The sequence below is a fragment of the Paenibacillus sp. BK720 genome (assembly GCF_011761545.1).
Taxonomy (GTDB): Bacteria; Bacillota; Bacilli; order Paenibacillales; family Paenibacillaceae; genus Pristimantibacillus.
Map to the genome: position 1 here is coordinate 1449577 of NZ_JAASRQ010000001.1, position 17358 is coordinate 1466934.

The following is a 17358-nucleotide window of genomic DNA, read 5'->3' on the forward strand; positions in this document are numbered from 1 at the left end:
CCTTTTTCATAGAAAGGAAGGCGGGCACAGCATGGCAAAGGAGCCGCAAATGCAGGATTTCAAATACGTAGACGCCTGGCATACAAACGAGAACGGCCAGGCAGTAGGATGGACGCGGGTCGAATATCCGGAAGGCGTCCTAAAATACCAGCAAGAAACAGCAAATAACTTTAACTGCTTCTGTACCGTGCAGCGCTTCGCATCTAAGACGAAGGGCGCGAAGGGCGAAGTATTCATAGCCCCGCTGTATTTCGATTTAGACTATAAAACGGACCCGGCGGTAAGCCAGGCAGACGCAGTAAAACTGATAGATTTTTTCATGGACGACCTGAAAGTAGCGGAAACAGATATTAGTCTTTACTTCTCCGGTAGCAAGGGCTTCCATATTCTGATTGACTACCACGCCCTGGGAATTAAGCCAGGCGCGGATCTCCATAAGATTTATAAGCATATCGCTGGTTACCTTATCCACCGCCTGGAGCTTCGGGCGCTGGACCTTGCTGTATATACCCACCATCGCATGCTGCGGCTGCCGAATAGCCAGCATAGCGGTACGAAAAAATTTAAGATCGAACTGACGCTAGAAGAACTACGGACCCTCACGCTGGAGGAAATCAAGAATAAGGCCAGCATGCCGCGTCTACAGCCGGTAATAGCACCAGAAGATCGAGTAAGGGCCCGCGGGCTTCGTACAGAAGCTGGCGACTTCTACCAAAGCAAGGCGGACGAATGGCGGGAAGCGCAGGCGACCAGTTCGGCCCGGTACGAGAAAGAAGAATTTAACTTTCGTAAAGATCGCCCGCCGGTATGCGTCCAGGACATTCTCGACGGCGGTTGGAAAAAAGAGGGCGACCGGAACCAGGCTACGGTACAGCTGGCCGCTTACTACAAAGAAGCTGGCCACCCGAAAGAAGAAGCCGTACGCAGCCTGGTTGACTGGGTTACGCGGCATACAAGCGCGGACAGCCGGTACGACATTGGCCAGCGCGTAGCGAATACGAAAAGCGTTGTAGAAGCGGTTTACGACAAGGACAATAATTACCGTTTCGGCTGCGCGTTTATTCGTTCTCTGCACGGTGAGAAGCGACCAGGAAGCACCGAATACGAGCGCGTAGCATGCGCCGGCAGCTTGTGCCCTTGCATCAAGAAGGGACACCAGGACGAAGAAACAGCAACCACGCTGCACCTATCACAGACGGGCGACGCAGAGTTAACCGGAAAGCTGGTTAAAACCCGCGTTATGGTCGCCGGCATGAAGCATACGCCTTACATTGTCCCAAGCAAGATTGAATACTATTGCTGGGGGCGCGAGGGCTGCAAGAAAACGCATTGCCCGCTGTACGACATTCCAAGCCATACGTACTTTAGAGACCTGGGCGTTATGGATCGCGAGTTAATCCAAATGACTGCAACGAATGACGACAACATAACCGGCATTCTGCGGACCCTTTCCGGGATCCCAAGCTGCACGAAATACAATACGGACGTAATCGAGACGACGAATGTAGACGAGCTGCTAGTCATTCCAATGGCCGAGCAAGGCGATGAGAGCGAAGAAAAGGCGAATGGCTACGTACTGCGGAAGGTTTACGCAGTAGGCGGCTTGCCTGTAACCGAAAACAAATATTATGAGCTTTCCGGGTATGTTTTCGCTCATCCCAAGACCATGGAAGCCACGATTATGATTAAGAACGCCAAACCGCTGCAGGACGTCGTAGACAGCTTTAAGCTGGACGAACCTGTTAAGGAGCAGCTGGCAGCCTTGCAGCCGGCAGACTACAGCGTAGAAGCAATCGAAGAAAAGCTGGCCGCGTTATGTAACGACCTGACCTACAACGTAACGAAGATCGTTGAGCGTGACGAAACGCTGTTAGCCGTCCTACTTACTTATCATTCCGTATTACGCTTTTCGGTCCCATGGGCTTCTGATCCGATCCGGGGCTGGCTTGAACTGAAAATACTTGGCGACACCGCTACAGGTAAAAGCGAGATTGTAAGCAAGGTTATGAACTACGTAGGCCTAGGGAATCGGGTAAATGCGGAAAGTACGAGCCGTACCGGTCTGACCTACAAAATGGAGCAGGCCGGGTCTGGCGGCGGCGCCTGGTATATCGTATGGGGAGCCTGGCCACGATCCGATAAAGAAATGCTATGGATTGACGAAGATACCGGCATAGAGAAGGACGCCTATGGAGAAATGACGCTGGCCAGATCGGACGGCCGCCTAGAGGTTAAGCGGGCTGTAACGGCTGAAACGCCTTGCAGGGTCCGCGCGATTCTATCGGGCAACCCGGTTAAAGGCCGCCGGCTTTCCGAGTACGGCCAGGGCGTTGCTGCGCTGCGTGACATTTTCAATAACGAGGATATTCGCCGCTTCGACTTCGCACTTTTTATGAAATCCAGCGACGTACCGACCGAGAAGTACAGCGGCCATATGCCGACCTTTCCGAAACTGATCAACAGCGAAACGCTTAAGAATTCCATTTTGTTTTCCTGGTCGCGGAAGCCTGAACACGTTTTGTTCACGGCCGAAGCTATCGACAAGATTCTGGAAGTATCTAAGGAGTTAAGCCGGGTATACGGTAACGCGACAGACGTACCGCTGGTATCGCCTTCCGATCAACGTAACAAGGTAGCCCGCCTGGCGGTAGCGCTGGCCAGTCTGACGCATAGCGTAGACGAATCGGGCGAACGGATCCAGGTCTGGCCTGGTCATGTCGAATTCATAGGCGCCTACCTGCGGGAGCTGTACAACGCCCCAGGCTGCGGCCTTAACTACTACGCCCGCCTGGCCGTTCGTGAAGACGACATTACCGACGAGCGCTACCACAAGATTACGGAAGTTTTGCGGAAGCTTGAAACGCTTAAGAGTGATACGAAGTTTTTTGCATTTGTGAAGCTATTCGCCCAGCAGAACTACGTTCGCCAGGCTTCAATCGAAAACATGATGGCCATTGAACGGGAAGAAGCGAAGTCGATAGCGGCCACGCTTACCAAGATGCAAATGATTCAGGAGACAAGCGGCGGCTACCGCAAAACGGCCAAGTTTAACGGCTATATCGGGAAACTTTTCGAGCATGGGGTATTCGATAGTCTGGAACATGAAGACGATGTAATTTAAAAATTTTTAGCATAACTGTTACATGTATGTAAAGGAGGGCGACGACATGAAGCTAGGGGGAATGTTTGGCCAGCAGAAGCAGCTAGCCCCCCGCGTTACGCCACAACCGGCAGCAGCGCCGGCAGTAACGAAGGAAGCACCAGTAGCAGCTGGCCAGAAGCTGGCGCAGCTGGTCGCGACGAAGCGTAAGCCGGGCGACTTCGGGATAGTTTGGCCCAAGGTTAAGCCCCAGCAGGTGAAAGATTATGCGCCTATCACGACGCAGGTAGAGCTGGAAGCCTGGCTGGATCGCTGCCTGGAAACCGGTACTTTCGGCTTTGACTGGGAGACAACGGCCAGCCGGGACACGAAGGAACGCTGGCAGGAATGGCTGGCCGGCTTCCGGTACCAAGAACGCAAAGACGAATACTTGGACCATGCAGAAGAAGATCGCGCAGACGGCCGTCGGCGGATCCGGGAGCTGGAACTACAGCAAATGACCAAGAAGCAGCGCGAAGCTGCTGCAAAGAAGATTGGGCGCGAAGCAGAAAACCGGGCGAAGGAATGGGAAGCGAAGGCCGCGGACCTGGACGCCGAGTACGAATTCCAGCGGGAAGTTTATCTTAAAACGCCATTCGACCCGCACCAGGGCGAAATCTGTACCGCGTCTATCTGTCCGGAGCCTCACCGCGTACGCGTCGTACCGATCGAACACAAGCGCGGGAAGGTATTCGAACCCATGTTAACGCGGGAAGCTGCCCGGAAGCTATTCATGGATACGCTGGACCGGAAAATTTTCCGCAGCAAGGACGTACGTAAGATCGCTTTTAACGGGCCTTTCGAAGTGAAGTACGCGGCCAAGTACGGGAAGTACCTGCAAAAGCCGTTCGCGGATCCGCAATTATCCAGCGTTCGCTGTATTCAGTTGGTGGATCCCGGTCGGATCCCGGACCCGAAGAAGCCGGCAAGCGGGCTAGGCTTGAAGCCGCAGACTTTGCAGACCTTCGGCGTACAACTGGGTAACTTCGAAGAAATCCTGCAGCGTAATGGCGTAGACTTTTTCGACGAACTGGACGCAAGCCAGGGCGAAGGCCTTGTATATTCAGCAGAGGACGCCGATTACGCGGTACAGCTTGATAACTATTGGATGGAAGTAGCGCGGCAGATTCCGAAGTACGAAGACTGGCTTGATAACATCGAAATGCCTTTCGGCCGGGTAATCGGGCTTATGGAATACTGGGGCATGCGCTGGGACGAAGACCTGGCCGAGCAGAAGCGCCAGGAAGCAATCGCCGCCCAGGAGCAGGCCAGCGAAGACATTAAGCAGCTGGTACGCGAAGCTGTACGGGACGAAGACGGTAACCCGTTAGAGGTTAACCCAGGCAAGGGTGGCAAGACCGGGGAAATGAAGGCTGTAATATTTGATTATATGAAACTACCGGTAGCCAAGCTGGGCGACCCAACGAAGAAGGGCGAACGCTTGCCGAGCTTAGACGAAGAAGCCCTTATAGATATGGAATTCATGCTGCAGCACAAGCTGCACGACTTGAAGGAAGAAAAGTACCTGGCGGTCCGACTGCCAGACGGCTGGGAGCAGATCGACCCGAATACGGACCCAAACCTGGATAAGGAACAGCGGGAAGCGATTCGGATACACCAGCGGCCAGACCACCCGCACAAGGAAGCCGGCATAAAGCTGCTGGGCCTTATGCGGAAGATTCAGAAATACGCTACGCTGCTTTCTTCTCATATCGAAGGCCGCGGCAAATGGCAGAACCCGGTTACAGGTCGCATTCATTGCAACTATACGCCATGGACAGAAACAAGCCGCCTGAACGCAAGTAAGCCGAACGGACAGAACGTACCACGCCTGGATAACGACGCTTTCGGTATTCGAAATCTGTATATCCCAGGTCCGGGAAAAATTCTTTTCTTTATCGACTTTTCGGGCTTTGAGCTTCGGATCCTGGCCTGGCGTGCAAATGACGGCGTAATGATCGAGATATTTAACACCGGCGGAGACATGCACAAAACAACTGCAGTAGAAATGACAGGTAAGCCGGCAGAAGAAATAACGAAGAAGGAACGGACTGACGCCAAGCCGGCAAACTTCGGTATAGCTTACGGTGGTACGGAACACGCGCTGCAGACTGTATTTAAAACAGACTACGGAATACGTAAAACGCTGGACGAATGCCTGGACATGGTTAACGCGGTAAAACGTGCTTATTCAGGCGTACCGCAGTATCAAGTTGACGTCGTTACGGAAGCCCGAGACACCGGCTATTCCGAAACGATTTACGGATATAAGCGACTGCTGCCTGGAATCAACAGCAGCAACAAATACGAGCGCAACACGGCCGGCCGCCAGGCTGGAAATACACCGATTCAGGGAAGCGCGGCCGACGTTATGAAGGCCGTACAGAACGACGTTTACGACATGATCGGAGCAGGCACAACCCTACGTTATGACATGGATGAGCTAGGTCCAGACCTTGGCGAAGCCGAACTGCTGCAGTACTTCCCGCTGCACCATGGCCATACCGATATGATCGCTCAAATTCACGACGAAATCATTTTCGAAGTAGACGACGATCCGGACACTGTAGACGCGGTGCATAAGTGGGTTAAGGACCGAATGGAGCAGCCACCTATTCCAGGCTTTCCGGTCAAAATCGAAGCCGAAGGCAGCGTAGGGTACGCCTGGGGCAAAAAGCAGGACGCCTTTCAATGGGCGAGAGAAAAGAGAGGGGCATAACGCCATGAGCATAAATCACGTAGGACTGGGGCGCTTGATGCACCATTCCCCTATGACAGCGAAAGGGAGCCAACAACGCCCGCCGGCACACTTCGCCGGCTGGATTAGCGAGAAATGGGGCGTAGCCTGGGTAGTGAGCGCCGAACGGCAGGACAAGCGGGTAGGGGTTTTATCCGTATCCAAGCCTAAAGAGTCTGAGAAGCCCGAAACCGCTTATATTCTCCAATACACGCATCGGGATGACTTAGACGGTAGGGAAACCGAGAGATTACACGGGATCGCGGCCGGTAACCACAAAGACGCCATTAAGAAGGCCCTGGCCTTTATGGAGGAAATCGCGCTACGGCGTGACCACCGACAGGAAGCGAAATTATTTTTCCAAGAAAGGGAAGTCACGATATGGACCGAGCCGTGCGAAAACGCCGCCAGCGCCAAATAGATGCCTGGGCAGACCGTAAAACGTTCGTCCAGGAAGAAATCATAGTGGCCAACTACCGCGCCTATGAAATGGGCGTAGGTCATGCCCTGGACGCAGTGGCCGAAATGTACGGCATGGGCGACGTACGCATAACACGCCTACAGGAAAAACTGCAGCTGGTTCAAATGGTCGAAGGCGTAGGCACCGAAGGCAAGACAAGGAAAACGCTGGAGAAGGCCGCCGCTTCCTTCGACAGTAAGTACAGCTTCGCCAAGGCGAAGGCCGCCGAAATGAACGTAGTGGGCTATCAAATAGCCATGGACCATGTACAGGACGCGGTTAGCATTGTATACAGCCTGGGAGAAAAGCGCATGGCTGCCTGGCTTAAGACGGTCGAGCGGATCCAGCAGGAAGACAACCTGCAGGCGTTCACATCGACGGGATCCCCTGAACATGGTAACCCGTTCGCGCTGGCCTTACGGCGGGCGCTGCGGTTAGAACAAACGGACAAACTGAGCGACCAGGCGAAGGCAGCAATAGGCAGCCTGGTACGCATATAGGAGGACAACATGAACGCAATTCTAAAACACTGGCATAGCTTTCTGGACGAAGCAACAGCGGTATTTGTAGCGAAGAACACCGACTACGACAGCCGTTTTATGAAAGCTCTTATAGATTACAAACGTTCGCGGGGGATTGAAGCATCCCGTACGATATGGTCCTGGGAAGTCGAAAAGAAGTTGGACCGTTGCCGTACTTGGATTACGCGGGGCGAATTGCTGGTAAAGGACGAAGGCGTACGAAATTCTGTTATCGACCTTTTTAACTACACAGTCCAATGGTCTATTTTTTCGAACAGCCTATTCCAGGACGTAGATCCGCTGCAGCAACTTACAGAAACGAATTTCTGGCGCGTAGCTGATAAATTTACACCGGTCGCCTGGCTGGCTTATCTAAAAACCGAAAAGCTGATTAAGCCCCAAGAAGACGACCTGCGCGCCTTACTGCTGGAGCAAATGACCGGGGTACCGTTTTAATGAGTTCAAACAAAGCAGCGGTGGCTATTTTTGCGGGGACCGTTACCGTACAAGTAGCAGCCCTACTTCTACTACTGGGGGCGGAACCACATGCCGAAGCCGAACATAGGCAAGGGATACGAGCAGCGACAGAAAGACAAGAAACGGACGCGGGCCAAGGACCGACAAGCAAAGCAACGCAGGAAGGAACGGGCAGCAATGTTTTACGAGAAGGATTATGGGCATTTGACGGAAAGCAGACTGGAAGAAAAGCTACAGCAACAGCAGGAGACTTCAAAGCGCTACAGGAATGCCTGGGAAGCCGAGAAGCTTCTAAACACAGCGAACAACCGGCAGATAAAAAGCCTGCGGGACCGCTTAAGCAAGGGGAACCGGTTCGCATTCAAGACCGGGCTACTGATCGGGGCGCTATCGGGGGCAGCGGTAGTAAACGTAGTCATAGCGATACTGTTATGGGCCGTTTCTTAATTACCGCGTATACCGCGGGCTATGAATCGACGCAGAAGCATAAGGGCGAACCAGGCTACGGCATTACGGCCAGCGGTACGACCGTTAAGCAGGGCCGAACAATATCGGCGGATCCGCGCGTACTGCCTATCGGTACCCGGGTCAAGATAGAAGGACTGCAGGCAACGTACACCGTCGAGGACACCGGCGGAGCCATTAAAGGAAATCATATTGACCTGTATTACGACGAGCTGGACGACGCCCTGGACTGGGGCCGGCAGCACTGCGAAGTAACGGTAATTGAATGGGGTACTAATGACAAAGGGAATAAGCCCGGGGCTAACTAGCCCCGGTATGCGTCACTATTAGAGAACATTACATTTCCAATCATGGCGCTGCATCATTTTAACATAATCAATAACTTTTTCTTGGTTTAAATTAGGAGGAAGAATTATAGGTTTGATATACACTGTGACGTAATTATCCCGGTAATTGAAAATTACTTTAGTGACCTCAAAATGATAGGGATCCTTGAATGCACTATCTTCATAAAAATCGCCTATACGAGGGATAAAATCAGTCTCAAATTCTTTGTGAACGTTCCTGACAGTGTTTAATTTACCTTCCACGTATACCTGTTGCTGAATGACTACTAGCATGTATGCACCTCTTATTCTATTAACTAGATTCGACATATTTTACCAATAAAAGCCTGTTAAATCAATTGTACGGTTCTAATACCAAATTACCTGGAGGTTATTACAAATGATTAAAGCACTCATTATTACACCTTACCGCCGCTACGAATTCGAAGTACCGGCCGAGCATGCCGGCACCCTTAACCTGGCTTACGACTGGCTGGAGAACCGCCTGCACAGCAACCACGAAGGACTGATAGAGCTACCAGGCCGCATGATCGCCATACAGGATCCGAGTGAAGTAAAAAGCATTGAATTGTGGGAAGAAGAAGTGCAAATGCCAGTTAACCTAGCAGGCGTACAGCAGCTGCCGATCGAAGAAGGGCCGGGTACGCTTAACGGTGACGTACAGTACCTGGGTAATCCGGTGCAGCTTCGCATGCTGACCCATTACCTGCGCGGATATTTCTACGTGCTCCCGTATGAGGTGAACGAAGCTCCGGCCCTGGAAGTGCTGGACCCTAACGCATTGGCCCAGGTTTCCGTCGAGCTGCTGCAGCGCGAAGGGATCCAGGGAACCGTAGTTATTCCGCCGGCGCAGATCGGGGACGAGCAACAGGCGCATATGTACGTAATCGACTACGCAGAGCAGGCCACACCGCCAGCACACTTTAGCCCTTCGGATAAGACAGCGCGTGCAGCTGGGGGTATCTGGAATGAGAAATAATTTTCTGAGCATGGAAGCCCTGGAAGACCGCCTGCGGTATTGGCAGTCCAAGCTTCGCCTAATGGACTGGCAGGTAGAAATTATGTTCGAACGGGGCTATAACCTGGGCGCGGACATTGGCCGTATTCATATTTTCGAAGACAAGCGCCGGGCGCTGATCCGCATGACCGAAGCGAACGACTGGGACCCAGCAAACCTGCTGCCGTACGACATGGAACAGGTTGTGGTCCACGAACTACTGCATATTCACTTCTACCCGCTGACCCGAGACGCCGGCAGCAACGTTACAGCGGAGGAACAGGCAATAGAAGCGATTAGCTGGGCGCTGGTGAGCCTGGATCGCAGAGCAGACGAGGTAGAAAATTATTATCTGCAGGAGTTGGAACGCAGGCCGTATGGCTTGCTTCCACGTCCGGCGGTAGTAAACTGCTACGCAGGCCGAGGTGAGGGCGGAACGCATGACAACACGTAAGGACACAGAGAATCATATCCAGCATCGCCGGGTTATTCTAGGTCGCTTGCAAGACCTGGGCGTACGCGTTAAAGCTCCGGACCGCTGGAAGCTTGAGCAGCTGCACTACCTGCATGAAGCGGTATCGCCGATCGTACAGCGCGCCAGGAAGGCGGAACAGGAACTAAAAGCCTTGCGGAGCCTGCAGGAAGCCCGTCGTATCGGATCCACTCAATGGCCGGCGCCTGGTACGCCGATAGACGACCAGGTAAAGATCGCGGAAAGGCTACTACACCTTGCCACAGTTACCGACGGGCCTATGGTAAGCCTGGTAGCCCTAGCCGGCAACTTGGCCCAAACTTACCGAATGGATAACCCTTACACCGTCCTGGAGGTTATCGAGAAATGGAACAACCCGGGGCAGTACGAAGTAGAGTATGCGAGCAATTACCCACCTGCAGATAATGGATAAATCCCGCATACTGAAAGGCTTGCTATGGATCGTAGGCGAATCGGGCGGCCTGGGACCGGGCCAGCTAGATAAATGGCTGGGCGAACTGGTACAGGCCGGGTACGTCGAATTCGAACCACGAGGACAGGAAGGGGAGCAATTCCCCTTTCTGCAGTTAACCGAGAAAGGAAGGACGCGAAATGGCAATTAGACCGAAAGAAGGCGCACGCGTAAGACTTAAAAGCTGGCAGGTAATTGACGGACAAAAGGCACCGGCTACACCTTGGCTGGCCACTGTTGAAAAGGTTAATTCTGGAAGTGGATGGCGTACCTACGATGTAAAAAGGGACCACGACGGCGAGGTAATTACAGTCTGGAGCTGCGACATGTCCTATGCAAATGAGATCAAATTATAAAAGTATTTACTTCTATTTTCACAGTCTTTACTTTTAGTAGTTTTTACTTCTTAATGTAGTCTTTACTTCTAATGGGGGGCATGAAATGAAGGTCATTGTTATGGCCCGCGCGGTAATTAATCCGCCGGCCGAATTTGTAGAAGAAGCTAGTAACTACGGGGCTATTACACGGGAGCAGTTAATTGAAAGCACGCAGGAAGTAATAAGTAAATACTTCTTGCGGGGCTTTACGTCTGGCGAAGTAGAAAGCCAGGAAGTGAAGGTAATTATACGTGATGCTAGCCCGGTATGCGACGGGAAATCAAAAGTAGACCTAGAGAAGTATGCCGCATTAACTTGCGACAATTGCCAAGGTAAGGACTTCGACACGCAGGGCGCGCAGATCGCCCGCGAATACGAAATGGGGGACTAAGGATATGGAACGCGGCGAATTTAAAATACGGCTGGAAGAAAGTCCTAGCGGCTATCACGTATTCGGGCGCTGGACACTATGCCCGCCAGACGATAGACCAGAGCATGCGACGGACATTTACCTGGGCAAGGGGCACGACAAGGAAGAAGCGCTGCGGATCGCCGGCCTGTTTGGTCTATCGACCGCGTTCGCCGTAGGGCAGTTGGCGAAGGACCAGGGTAAGCTGGTGCCTGGCGGATCCACATACACGGTAACCGGTACGGCTGAGTCCATACCATGCGACCCTTGGGCGCAGGCCGAACGTATGCTGCACGAAGCGACATACGCGCACCGGAACTTATGTGACGAGGATAAGGAAAGCGCGCCACGTTGCCCGTACTGCGGGAATGCAACAGGGCTGCACTATTGCCCCGGGCCGAGGCAAACGGCCGGCGACGTCTACCTGGAATAGCTACAGGGTTCGAAAGAATATATATAAATCCTTAAAAATAGGTGAGGGGTACTTAAGAGAAAAAATAAAAACGAAAACGAAAAAAGAAAAAGTACCCCTCACTCGATTTCGATAACTTATATATATTTATCTTTGTGAATCCCGGTTATTAAATGACTCCAGCAGTAAAGAAGAAAAGGAAGACGGTAAGTATTTATTAATTACTTAATATTATTATTATTATTAATATTTATTATATATATATATATACTATATATAGTTAATTTCTTAATTTAACAAATGGCATATTTTAGGAGGTTGCACATGCGGCCGAGGATTGAAGGTTTCATATCGAAAAAGAACATACGCCGGCTGCTTGATAATTACCAGGCGCTGGAACATGGCGACCAGCTGCCGAATCCGGACGCGGTCCCGATCAATACCGGGCAGAAGTCGCAGGACGGTGTTAGCGGCGGAAGAATTAATAAGATCATGCTGGACGACGCCATAGCCCAGCTATCGCCGTTTATGCAGGCGGTAGTTAAGTGCCGGTGGACCGGTAGGCTACCTGTAGGGGACGCGCTTAAGGTCCTCGGCGTTTCGAAGGCGGTTTACTACCAGCGCTGCAATCTGGCAGCCGAGTATATTTATATCAACATGAACGGAAAGGCAGCTGCTATAGACCGGCTATATGAACGAGTAATGCAGGGTTGACAAAATCGGTCTTAAAACGGTATATTTTATGTAATGTGCTGTACTTGTGCCCAGGCACAAGCTAATGTTTTTCAGGGGAAAAAAGTCGCGTTTTTACTTTCGCTGGTCCCCATTCACGAACCGAATTTTTTATAAGAAGTCTTTACTTCTACATTTAGCCGGCCCGCTGGGTCGGCTTTTCTATTTCCACGAAAAAGGGGGCGCCTTTATGGCCGATCTAAGAGGGACGCCGGCGCAGATCCCGGACCCTTACGACATGGAAGCAAAACTTAAATTGCACCCGAAGGCTGACGAGAAGAACCGCATAGAGCTACGCCAGGGAAACCCGGTATTATGCTGCGGCGGCAAGAAGACCGAAAAGAAGGGCGGCGGGTTCTGCCGATCGCTGGCCGGTATGGGTACTGAGCACCCAGGACGCGGGCGATGTAAATTCTGCGGCGGCAAGAATACCGGGCCGCGAACGGCCGAAGGTAAGGCTATATCAGCGCAGAACGGCCGCAAACATGGGTTGTACAGCCGGGTACTGAGCGTAGAAGAACGCGAGATATACGAAGACCAGATAGAAGCCGAAACCTACAACCTGCAGCATGAAATCTATTTGCTTAAGGCTAAGCTGGTAACCTACTTATCCGGTTGGCAGCGTAAATGGGATAGCTACTACAAGAAAAAACTTGCAGAAGAATTTATTAAATATAAATGCACGAACCCGGACTGCGGTACGATCTATGTACGCGGTGAGCTTGAAGGGAAGCCTGGATATTGCCAGGCGCTGAAATGCGGCGAAAGGAAACTGGAGGAAGTCGAACGCTGGGTAGCGGATCGGACGCACGAAGAAGCTACGCTATACGCCGACAGACAAACGAAAGTGTACTTTTCCGAAGGAGAAGGCAGCAGCCGTAGTTATTACCATGCGGGAACGCTGGAAGACCGAACGCTGGACCGCGCGCTTAACACGCTTGGCCGGCTTATTGAGAAACAAGCTAGGCTTTCTGCAGGTTCAGGCGACGATCTTATGAGCGCAATTAACAAAGAACTGCAGCAAGCAAGCCAGGGCAAAGTTTCGATAAGTTGGGGCGGAAAAGCACAAAATAGGGCCGAAAAGCCCGAAGAATAAAGCCTATTTTTACGTTGCATTTTTATGCAGCGTATTAATTGCATGTTTATTAGCATTAATAACCTACGACATTGGGGTTATTGGTACTTCGCCTACCTATTTCGTTGACTAGGTGTAACGATTGTTTTATTATCGTTATATACATGTAACGAAAGAAGGGGAAGCATGGGGCGCAAAATAACGAACCTTACCGGACAATTCGGAAGCCTGGAAGAATACATGGCCTGGCTGGAGCAGGATAAGGCCAAAACGCGTAAAGCAGCTGCACCCAAGGGCGAAAAGCACAGCAGGGCCAAGCTTACCGAAGCCCAGGTAATCGAAATACGGCGTATGTACTACGGCGGTCAGAAGACAGGAGCGCAGCTGCTAAAAGATTACGGTATATCGCGCAGCGCCCTGGGCTACCTTCTTACAGGACAGTCCTGGGGGCATATCCGGGAAGGCCTGGAAGAATACGACGCCGAAGCAGCACAGTACACGACGCCCGAAGAAATCAAAGCCTGGAAGCAGGAACGTAAGACGCGGCACATAGTAAGGGCAACCGCAGCTGGTACAAAGCTAACCGCTGACCAGGTGCTGGAGATCCGGAAGGAATACGCCCTGGGCGGTGTCATGATGAAGGAGCTAGCCGAAAGGTACGGCGTAAACGCTGTAACGATCGGTGACGCAATAAACAGAAGAACATGGAAAAACATATAGCCGCCTTCGGGCGGCTTTTTCTATTCCAGCGGAAAGGAGGAAGGGGCATTGGCCAGAAACACAAAAAAGGACTACAGTAAGGCGGTCGATTTTAACTACCTGGACGACGTAGACCCGATAAGCGGGGCGCCTACCATGACAGCCGTACCACAGACAGTAAGGGAAGCCTGGCAGGGGGCGCCATATAATGCGATAGCCGCCCTGGGGGAAATCTTCCTGCGGGAGAATCTACGCGAAGCCTGGCGCCTTATGCGGCGTAATGACCCCTTCGACTACCAGCTGGAGGTATGCGACGCGATTCTGTACAGCTGCTTGCAGGGGCTGGGCTGGCAATTTACTGTTATGCAGACCCGCCAAAGCGGCAAGAACGAAGAAAGCGCGTTTATCGAACAGTATCTGCTGCTGTACGGCTGGTACCATGGCGTAAAGGTATCGGGCGTTAAGTTTGCCCCGGTACATAAGCCGCAGGTACAGGCCAGCATGGACCGCCTGGAAGGGGCCGACGCCCCGGACGCTGGGGGCCTGGCAGGTAGCGTTCTGACAAAGAAGCTTTTCCGTAAGTCGGACGGCTATAAGTACCACATGGGAAAACCCCGCGATTCTAACAAATGGGCGTTCTTGTCGATCAACCCTACGGCTAACGTCGCATCACAGACGGCCTATACGCTTCTTGAAGGTGACGAAGCCCAGGACATAGATAGCGCCAAGTGGGAACGGGACGCGCAGCCTATGGGCAGTTTTAACAATGCGACTACCGTCTTTTGGGGCGTAGCCTGGACGAAGGAAAGCCACATATACAGGGCTATGCTGCAGTCTTACGAATTGGAAAAGCGCCTGGAACAGGAACTGGAATACCGGCCGAAGCTGGTATTTAAGATCGACGCGCACCGCGTTATAGCTTCGGGTAACGAGAATTACAAAAAAGCGTTCGATAACCAAGTAGCGCGGCTGGGGATTAACCATATCGCGATCCAGACCCAGTACCTGCTTAACTTCGTAGATAGCATAGGGCGTTTTTTCGATTCCGAGCAGATCAAGGCCATATTTAACGGCCAGCACAGCATGCGGCAAGGGCCAAGGCCAGGCGGGCGGTACATATTCGCCCTGGACGTCGCCGGCCAGGAGGAAAATCCGACAGACGTAGCGGAAGAGGTAGACGCCGGCATGCACAAGCGAGACGCTACGGACTTGGTAATAGGGGAGCTGCAAACAGACGGATCCATAGTACCGGTATGCTTCTATCAGTGGATCGGCCGGCCGCATAGCGAACAACGCATGCAGATAAAAACGATCCTGAATCACTGGAAGACGCTTGGCGGTGTATGTGACGCTACCGGTATCGGCGAACCGCTAGCCCATTGGCTAATTGAGCAGCTCCCCGAACAGATCATAGAAGCCTATAAGTTTAAGGCGGAAGGCGACGACAACAAAAGTAAATTAGGGTACTTGGCCTACAGTTACGTCCATGCAGGCCTTTTTCGCATGCCTAGCCGTCCGATGAATGACATACAGCAGGCTGACCAGTGGGAAGAAGCGAAGTGGCAGCTGGAAAACCTGGTACGCGAAGCGAAGAAAGCGCAAAAGATTAACTTCCACGTACCGCGAAACACCAAACCGCGTAAGCCTGGGCATGTACCGCATGACGATAAGGTTATGGCCATGTTCTTGCTGATCCGGGCCGCCCAGGGAATCAAAGACCCTGACAAATGGAAAGCAACAGCCTTCAATCGGGCAGCAATTGGTGGCTAAATTATACAAAAAGTACAAATCATCAGCCTAAGCGAAAAAACACCAAACGAAAAACCCCGTAATAACGCGGGTTTTCAGATATGTTGTACTTTACGACAAAATGCTGATTTTATGCAGAAGCAGAAAGGAGGGGTCATTATGGCAGTTGTAAACCGGATGCCTGAATTATTGGATAAGCAGGCCACCCTGGAAGGGGCGCGGGCAGCAGCGGCAGCATGGGTAACAGGGAATAGCGGCTGGCTTACCAAGCTAATGCAGGATCACCAGAAGCTAGTCAAGGACCAGCAGGTAGAACTGTACCAGGCTACTTACGACGGCGACCTGGAGGAAATCGACCAGCGGGACAAGAGCAGGGGAGACGACGTTAACCATAAACTTATGGCCAGTTACGCGCAGCTGCTGATAGATACGCCGGTAGATTATCTGTTAGGTAATCCTATTGTTTGGTCTATGAAGGATCCGAAGCAGATCGACGGCAACGTAAGCCAGGCGACCCTGGACGAGTACAGGAAAGAACTGCTGCAGCTTCTGGAAAACGAAGACGCGCAGCGCGTCCTGCGGGAAATGTTGACCCAGGGCAGCGTCACGGGCATGTCTTACGTTATCGGCTGGGTAGACGAGTCGGGGAATATCGACTACGAGGAATTCCCTTACCAGGAAATCGTACCGGTATACGATACGCGGGGCCGGTTGCGCCTGGTCGTACGTTTCTACCAAATCGACATAGCGGACCCGACGGCGGACCAGGAACACCTTGTTTATAAGGCTGAGATATACGATACCCGGTACGTTATTAGCGCTATTGGGGACGATCAAGGAGAAAACTTCACCCTAGATCCCGAAGACACACCGAATATTGTCGAGCATAAGGCAGGCCGTATACCGGTTGCCATCTTTAGGAATGGAACGCCGGCGAGGTACAGCGAGAGGAAGAAGAAAGCCGGCGTATCTGACCTGGCAGGCGGGTTGCTTTCGCTGATCGTAGAGTATGCGGAAAGTATGAGCGACAAGGCGAACGCTGTAGACCGCATGCAGGACCAGCTGCTTAAGCTAAAAGGCGTACAGCTGGGGGGCACAAAGGACGAAGCCCAGGGCGAGGTTATGGCCATGCGTAAAGCGCGGGCTATTGCCCTTAAAAGTGTAGAGTCTGATGCGGAGTACATTCAGCCAGCCCAGGAAGACGGCGCTGTAGAAAACTTCCTGGACCGTACAAAGGATACCATGTACGAACTAGGCGGCATTCCGAAGCTAGGGGACCTATCAGGAGCTACAGCAACGGAAATTAAGGTTAAATACGCGGGCCTGGACATTAAGGCCGGCAAGAAAGAAACCTACTTACGGGGTACGATTAAGCAGTTGCTTACGATCCTGACGGACTTTATTAACGCAAGAAAGCTAGCAGGTAACGGACAGCTACCCGAAGACTTTCAGGCGAAGCTGCAGAACCCGGTAGCGAACGACTTGTACAGCAGCGATTGGATAGACGTAACCATAAACCGAAATGTGCCGCAGAACTTTCTGGAGATTGCGCAAATTGTGGCCACGCTTTCCGATAAGGTACCGGATAGTTACCTGTACGAGCTGTTATGGTTTGTATCGGATCCGAAGGCAGCCCTGGACGAAATGAAAAAGCAGAAAGACGACACCGCGAAAAGGGCTAGCCAGGCAAACCTGGACGCCCTAGGGCTAGGCGGGGAATTCAGTCGAGTAAACAACGAGGGAACCAACCAGAAGGGACAAGGAGAAGAAACCGGGATGGAATAAATCTTACGAAACGTTAAAACAAGGGGGCGGCAT

At 52.1% G+C, this 17358-nt stretch carries 20 protein-coding genes; 19 read left to right on the forward strand and 1 reads right to left on the reverse strand.

The annotated features are described in order from the left end of the window. The first annotated feature begins 31 nt into the window (after nucleotides 1-31). The 7 genes from FHT67_RS06510 (at nucleotide 32) to FHT67_RS29910 (ending at nucleotide 8107) form a co-directional block, all read left to right on the forward strand. A complete protein-coding gene (locus FHT67_RS06510) occupies nucleotides 32-3121 on the forward strand; it encodes a DNA primase small subunit domain-containing protein (protein WP_167196517.1) in 3090 nt (1029 codons plus the stop codon). Between the two features lie 46 nt (nucleotides 3122-3167). Next, nucleotides 3168-5858: a DNA polymerase gene (locus FHT67_RS06515; protein WP_167196521.1), complete on the forward strand. Its 2691-nt coding sequence runs from the start codon at nucleotides 3168-3170 to the stop codon at nucleotides 5856-5858. Between the two features lie 52 nt (nucleotides 5859-5910). Then, nucleotides 5911-6297 carry a hypothetical protein gene (locus FHT67_RS06520; protein WP_208403125.1) on the forward strand — a complete coding sequence of 129 codons (387 nt, stop codon included), beginning with the start codon at nucleotides 5911-5913 and terminating at the stop codon, nucleotides 6295-6297. Beyond that, nucleotides 6258-6836 carry a hypothetical protein gene (locus FHT67_RS06525; RefSeq protein ID WP_167196527.1) on the forward strand — a complete coding sequence of 193 codons (579 nt, stop codon included), beginning with the start codon at nucleotides 6258-6260 and terminating at the stop codon, nucleotides 6834-6836. Before FHT67_RS06520 ends, FHT67_RS06525 begins: the two co-directional genes overlap by 40 nt. Before the next feature lie 9 nt (nucleotides 6837-6845). Then, nucleotides 6846-7313, forward strand: coding sequence for a hypothetical protein (locus FHT67_RS06530; protein ID WP_167196530.1), 468 nt, complete (start codon nucleotides 6846-6848; stop codon nucleotides 7311-7313). A gap of 90 nt (nucleotides 7314-7403) precedes the next feature. After that, entirely contained in the window at nucleotides 7404-7781 is a 378-nt protein-coding gene (locus FHT67_RS29905; protein WP_243866910.1) for a hypothetical protein, read from the forward strand. Continuing rightward, the gene (locus tag FHT67_RS29910; protein WP_243866912.1) at nucleotides 7766-8107 is read left to right on the forward strand and encodes a 3D domain-containing protein; all 342 of its coding nucleotides are present in this window, start codon (nucleotides 7766-7768) and stop codon (nucleotides 8105-8107) included. The genes FHT67_RS29905 and FHT67_RS29910 overlap by 16 nt, the downstream gene beginning before the upstream one ends. A gap of 18 nt (nucleotides 8108-8125) precedes the next feature. Here FHT67_RS29910 and FHT67_RS06540 read toward each other — a convergent pair whose 3' ends face one another. Next, entirely contained in the window at nucleotides 8126-8419 is a 294-nt protein-coding gene (locus tag FHT67_RS06540) for a hypothetical protein (protein WP_167196535.1), read from the reverse strand. 106 nt (nucleotides 8420-8525) lie between these two features. Between FHT67_RS06540 and FHT67_RS06545 the strand changes: the two genes are divergently transcribed. From FHT67_RS06545 to FHT67_RS06595, 12 genes are all read left to right on the forward strand, one after another. Then, a complete protein-coding gene (locus FHT67_RS06545; RefSeq protein ID WP_167196538.1) occupies nucleotides 8526-9125 on the forward strand; it encodes a hypothetical protein in 600 nt (199 codons plus the stop codon). Continuing rightward, a complete protein-coding gene (locus FHT67_RS06550; RefSeq protein WP_167196541.1) occupies nucleotides 9115-9597 on the forward strand; it encodes a hypothetical protein in 483 nt (160 codons plus the stop codon). Before FHT67_RS06545 ends, FHT67_RS06550 begins: the two co-directional genes overlap by 11 nt. Then, on the forward strand, nucleotides 9584-10048 hold the full coding sequence (locus tag FHT67_RS06555) for a hypothetical protein (RefSeq protein ID WP_167196542.1): 465 nt from the start codon (nucleotides 9584-9586) through the stop codon (nucleotides 10046-10048). Before FHT67_RS06550 ends, FHT67_RS06555 begins: the two co-directional genes overlap by 14 nt. After that, nucleotides 10041-10238 carry a hypothetical protein gene (locus FHT67_RS29670; protein WP_208403126.1) on the forward strand — a complete coding sequence of 66 codons (198 nt, stop codon included), beginning with the start codon at nucleotides 10041-10043 and terminating at the stop codon, nucleotides 10236-10238. Before FHT67_RS06555 ends, FHT67_RS29670 begins: the two co-directional genes overlap by 8 nt. Then, nucleotides 10228-10443: a hypothetical protein gene (locus tag FHT67_RS06560; RefSeq protein ID WP_167196545.1), complete on the forward strand. Its 216-nt coding sequence runs from the start codon at nucleotides 10228-10230 to the stop codon at nucleotides 10441-10443. The genes FHT67_RS29670 and FHT67_RS06560 overlap by 11 nt, the downstream gene beginning before the upstream one ends. An 85-nt stretch (nucleotides 10444-10528) precedes the next feature. Next, on the forward strand, nucleotides 10529-10855 hold the full coding sequence (locus tag FHT67_RS06565) for a hypothetical protein (protein WP_167196548.1): 327 nt from the start codon (nucleotides 10529-10531) through the stop codon (nucleotides 10853-10855). 4 nt (nucleotides 10856-10859) lie between these two features. Next, nucleotides 10860-11306: a hypothetical protein gene (locus FHT67_RS06570; RefSeq protein WP_167196550.1), complete on the forward strand. Its 447-nt coding sequence runs from the start codon at nucleotides 10860-10862 to the stop codon at nucleotides 11304-11306. 303 nt (nucleotides 11307-11609) lie between these two features. Beyond that, nucleotides 11610-11999, forward strand: a complete 390-nt coding sequence (locus FHT67_RS06575; protein WP_167196552.1) for a hypothetical protein — start codon at nucleotides 11610-11612, stop codon at nucleotides 11997-11999. A gap of 208 nt (nucleotides 12000-12207) precedes the next feature. After that, nucleotides 12208-13113, forward strand: a complete 906-nt coding sequence (locus FHT67_RS06580) for a hypothetical protein (RefSeq protein ID WP_167194556.1) — start codon at nucleotides 12208-12210, stop codon at nucleotides 13111-13113. A gap of 165 nt (nucleotides 13114-13278) precedes the next feature. Next, on the forward strand, nucleotides 13279-13812 hold the full coding sequence (locus tag FHT67_RS06585; protein ID WP_167196555.1) for a helix-turn-helix domain-containing protein: 534 nt from the start codon (nucleotides 13279-13281) through the stop codon (nucleotides 13810-13812). Nucleotides 13813-13860: 48 nt separating this feature from the next. After that, a complete protein-coding gene (locus tag FHT67_RS06590) occupies nucleotides 13861-15561 on the forward strand; it encodes a terminase (RefSeq protein WP_167196558.1) in 1701 nt (566 codons plus the stop codon). 138 nt (nucleotides 15562-15699) lie between these two features. Then, nucleotides 15700-17325: a phage portal protein gene (locus FHT67_RS06595; protein ID WP_167196561.1), complete on the forward strand. Its 1626-nt coding sequence runs from the start codon at nucleotides 15700-15702 to the stop codon at nucleotides 17323-17325. The last annotated feature ends 33 nt before the right edge of the window (nucleotides 17326-17358 follow it).

Bases quoted from the DNA above. Each gene is read 5' to 3' on its own strand.
- FHT67_RS06510 (WP_167196517.1), top strand. From the start codon at position 32: ATGGCAAAGGAGCCGCAAATGCAGGATTTCAAATACGTAGACGCCTGG.
- FHT67_RS06515 (WP_167196521.1), top strand. From the start codon at position 3,168: ATGAAGCTAGGGGGAATGTTTGGCCAGCAGAAGCAGCTAGCCCCCCGC.
- FHT67_RS06520 (WP_208403125.1), top strand. From the start codon at position 5,911: ATGACAGCGAAAGGGAGCCAACAACGCCCGCCGGCACACTTCGCCGGC.
- FHT67_RS06525 (WP_167196527.1), top strand. From the start codon at position 6,258: ATGGACCGAGCCGTGCGAAAACGCCGCCAGCGCCAAATAGATGCCTGG.
- FHT67_RS06530 (WP_167196530.1), top strand. From the start codon at position 6,846: ATGAACGCAATTCTAAAACACTGGCATAGCTTTCTGGACGAAGCAACA.
- FHT67_RS29905 (WP_243866910.1), top strand. From the start codon at position 7,404: ATGCCGAAGCCGAACATAGGCAAGGGATACGAGCAGCGACAGAAAGAC.
- FHT67_RS29910 (WP_243866912.1), top strand. From the start codon at position 7,766: ATGGGCCGTTTCTTAATTACCGCGTATACCGCGGGCTATGAATCGACG.
- FHT67_RS06540 (WP_167196535.1), bottom strand. From the start codon at position 8,419: ATGCTAGTAGTCATTCAGCAACAGGTATACGTGGAAGGTAAATTAAAC.
- FHT67_RS06545 (WP_167196538.1), top strand. From the start codon at position 8,526: ATGATTAAAGCACTCATTATTACACCTTACCGCCGCTACGAATTCGAA.
- FHT67_RS06550 (WP_167196541.1), top strand. From the start codon at position 9,115: ATGAGAAATAATTTTCTGAGCATGGAAGCCCTGGAAGACCGCCTGCGG.
- FHT67_RS06555 (WP_167196542.1), top strand. From the start codon at position 9,584: ATGACAACACGTAAGGACACAGAGAATCATATCCAGCATCGCCGGGTT.
- FHT67_RS29670 (WP_208403126.1), top strand. From the start codon at position 10,041: ATGGATAAATCCCGCATACTGAAAGGCTTGCTATGGATCGTAGGCGAA.
- FHT67_RS06560 (WP_167196545.1), top strand. From the start codon at position 10,228: ATGGCAATTAGACCGAAAGAAGGCGCACGCGTAAGACTTAAAAGCTGG.
- FHT67_RS06565 (WP_167196548.1), top strand. From the start codon at position 10,529: ATGAAGGTCATTGTTATGGCCCGCGCGGTAATTAATCCGCCGGCCGAA.
- FHT67_RS06570 (WP_167196550.1), top strand. From the start codon at position 10,860: ATGGAACGCGGCGAATTTAAAATACGGCTGGAAGAAAGTCCTAGCGGC.
- FHT67_RS06575 (WP_167196552.1), top strand. From the start codon at position 11,610: ATGCGGCCGAGGATTGAAGGTTTCATATCGAAAAAGAACATACGCCGG.
- FHT67_RS06580 (WP_167194556.1), top strand. From the start codon at position 12,208: ATGGCCGATCTAAGAGGGACGCCGGCGCAGATCCCGGACCCTTACGAC.
- FHT67_RS06585 (WP_167196555.1), top strand. From the start codon at position 13,279: ATGGGGCGCAAAATAACGAACCTTACCGGACAATTCGGAAGCCTGGAA.
- FHT67_RS06595 (WP_167196561.1), top strand. From the start codon at position 15,700: ATGGCAGTTGTAAACCGGATGCCTGAATTATTGGATAAGCAGGCCACC.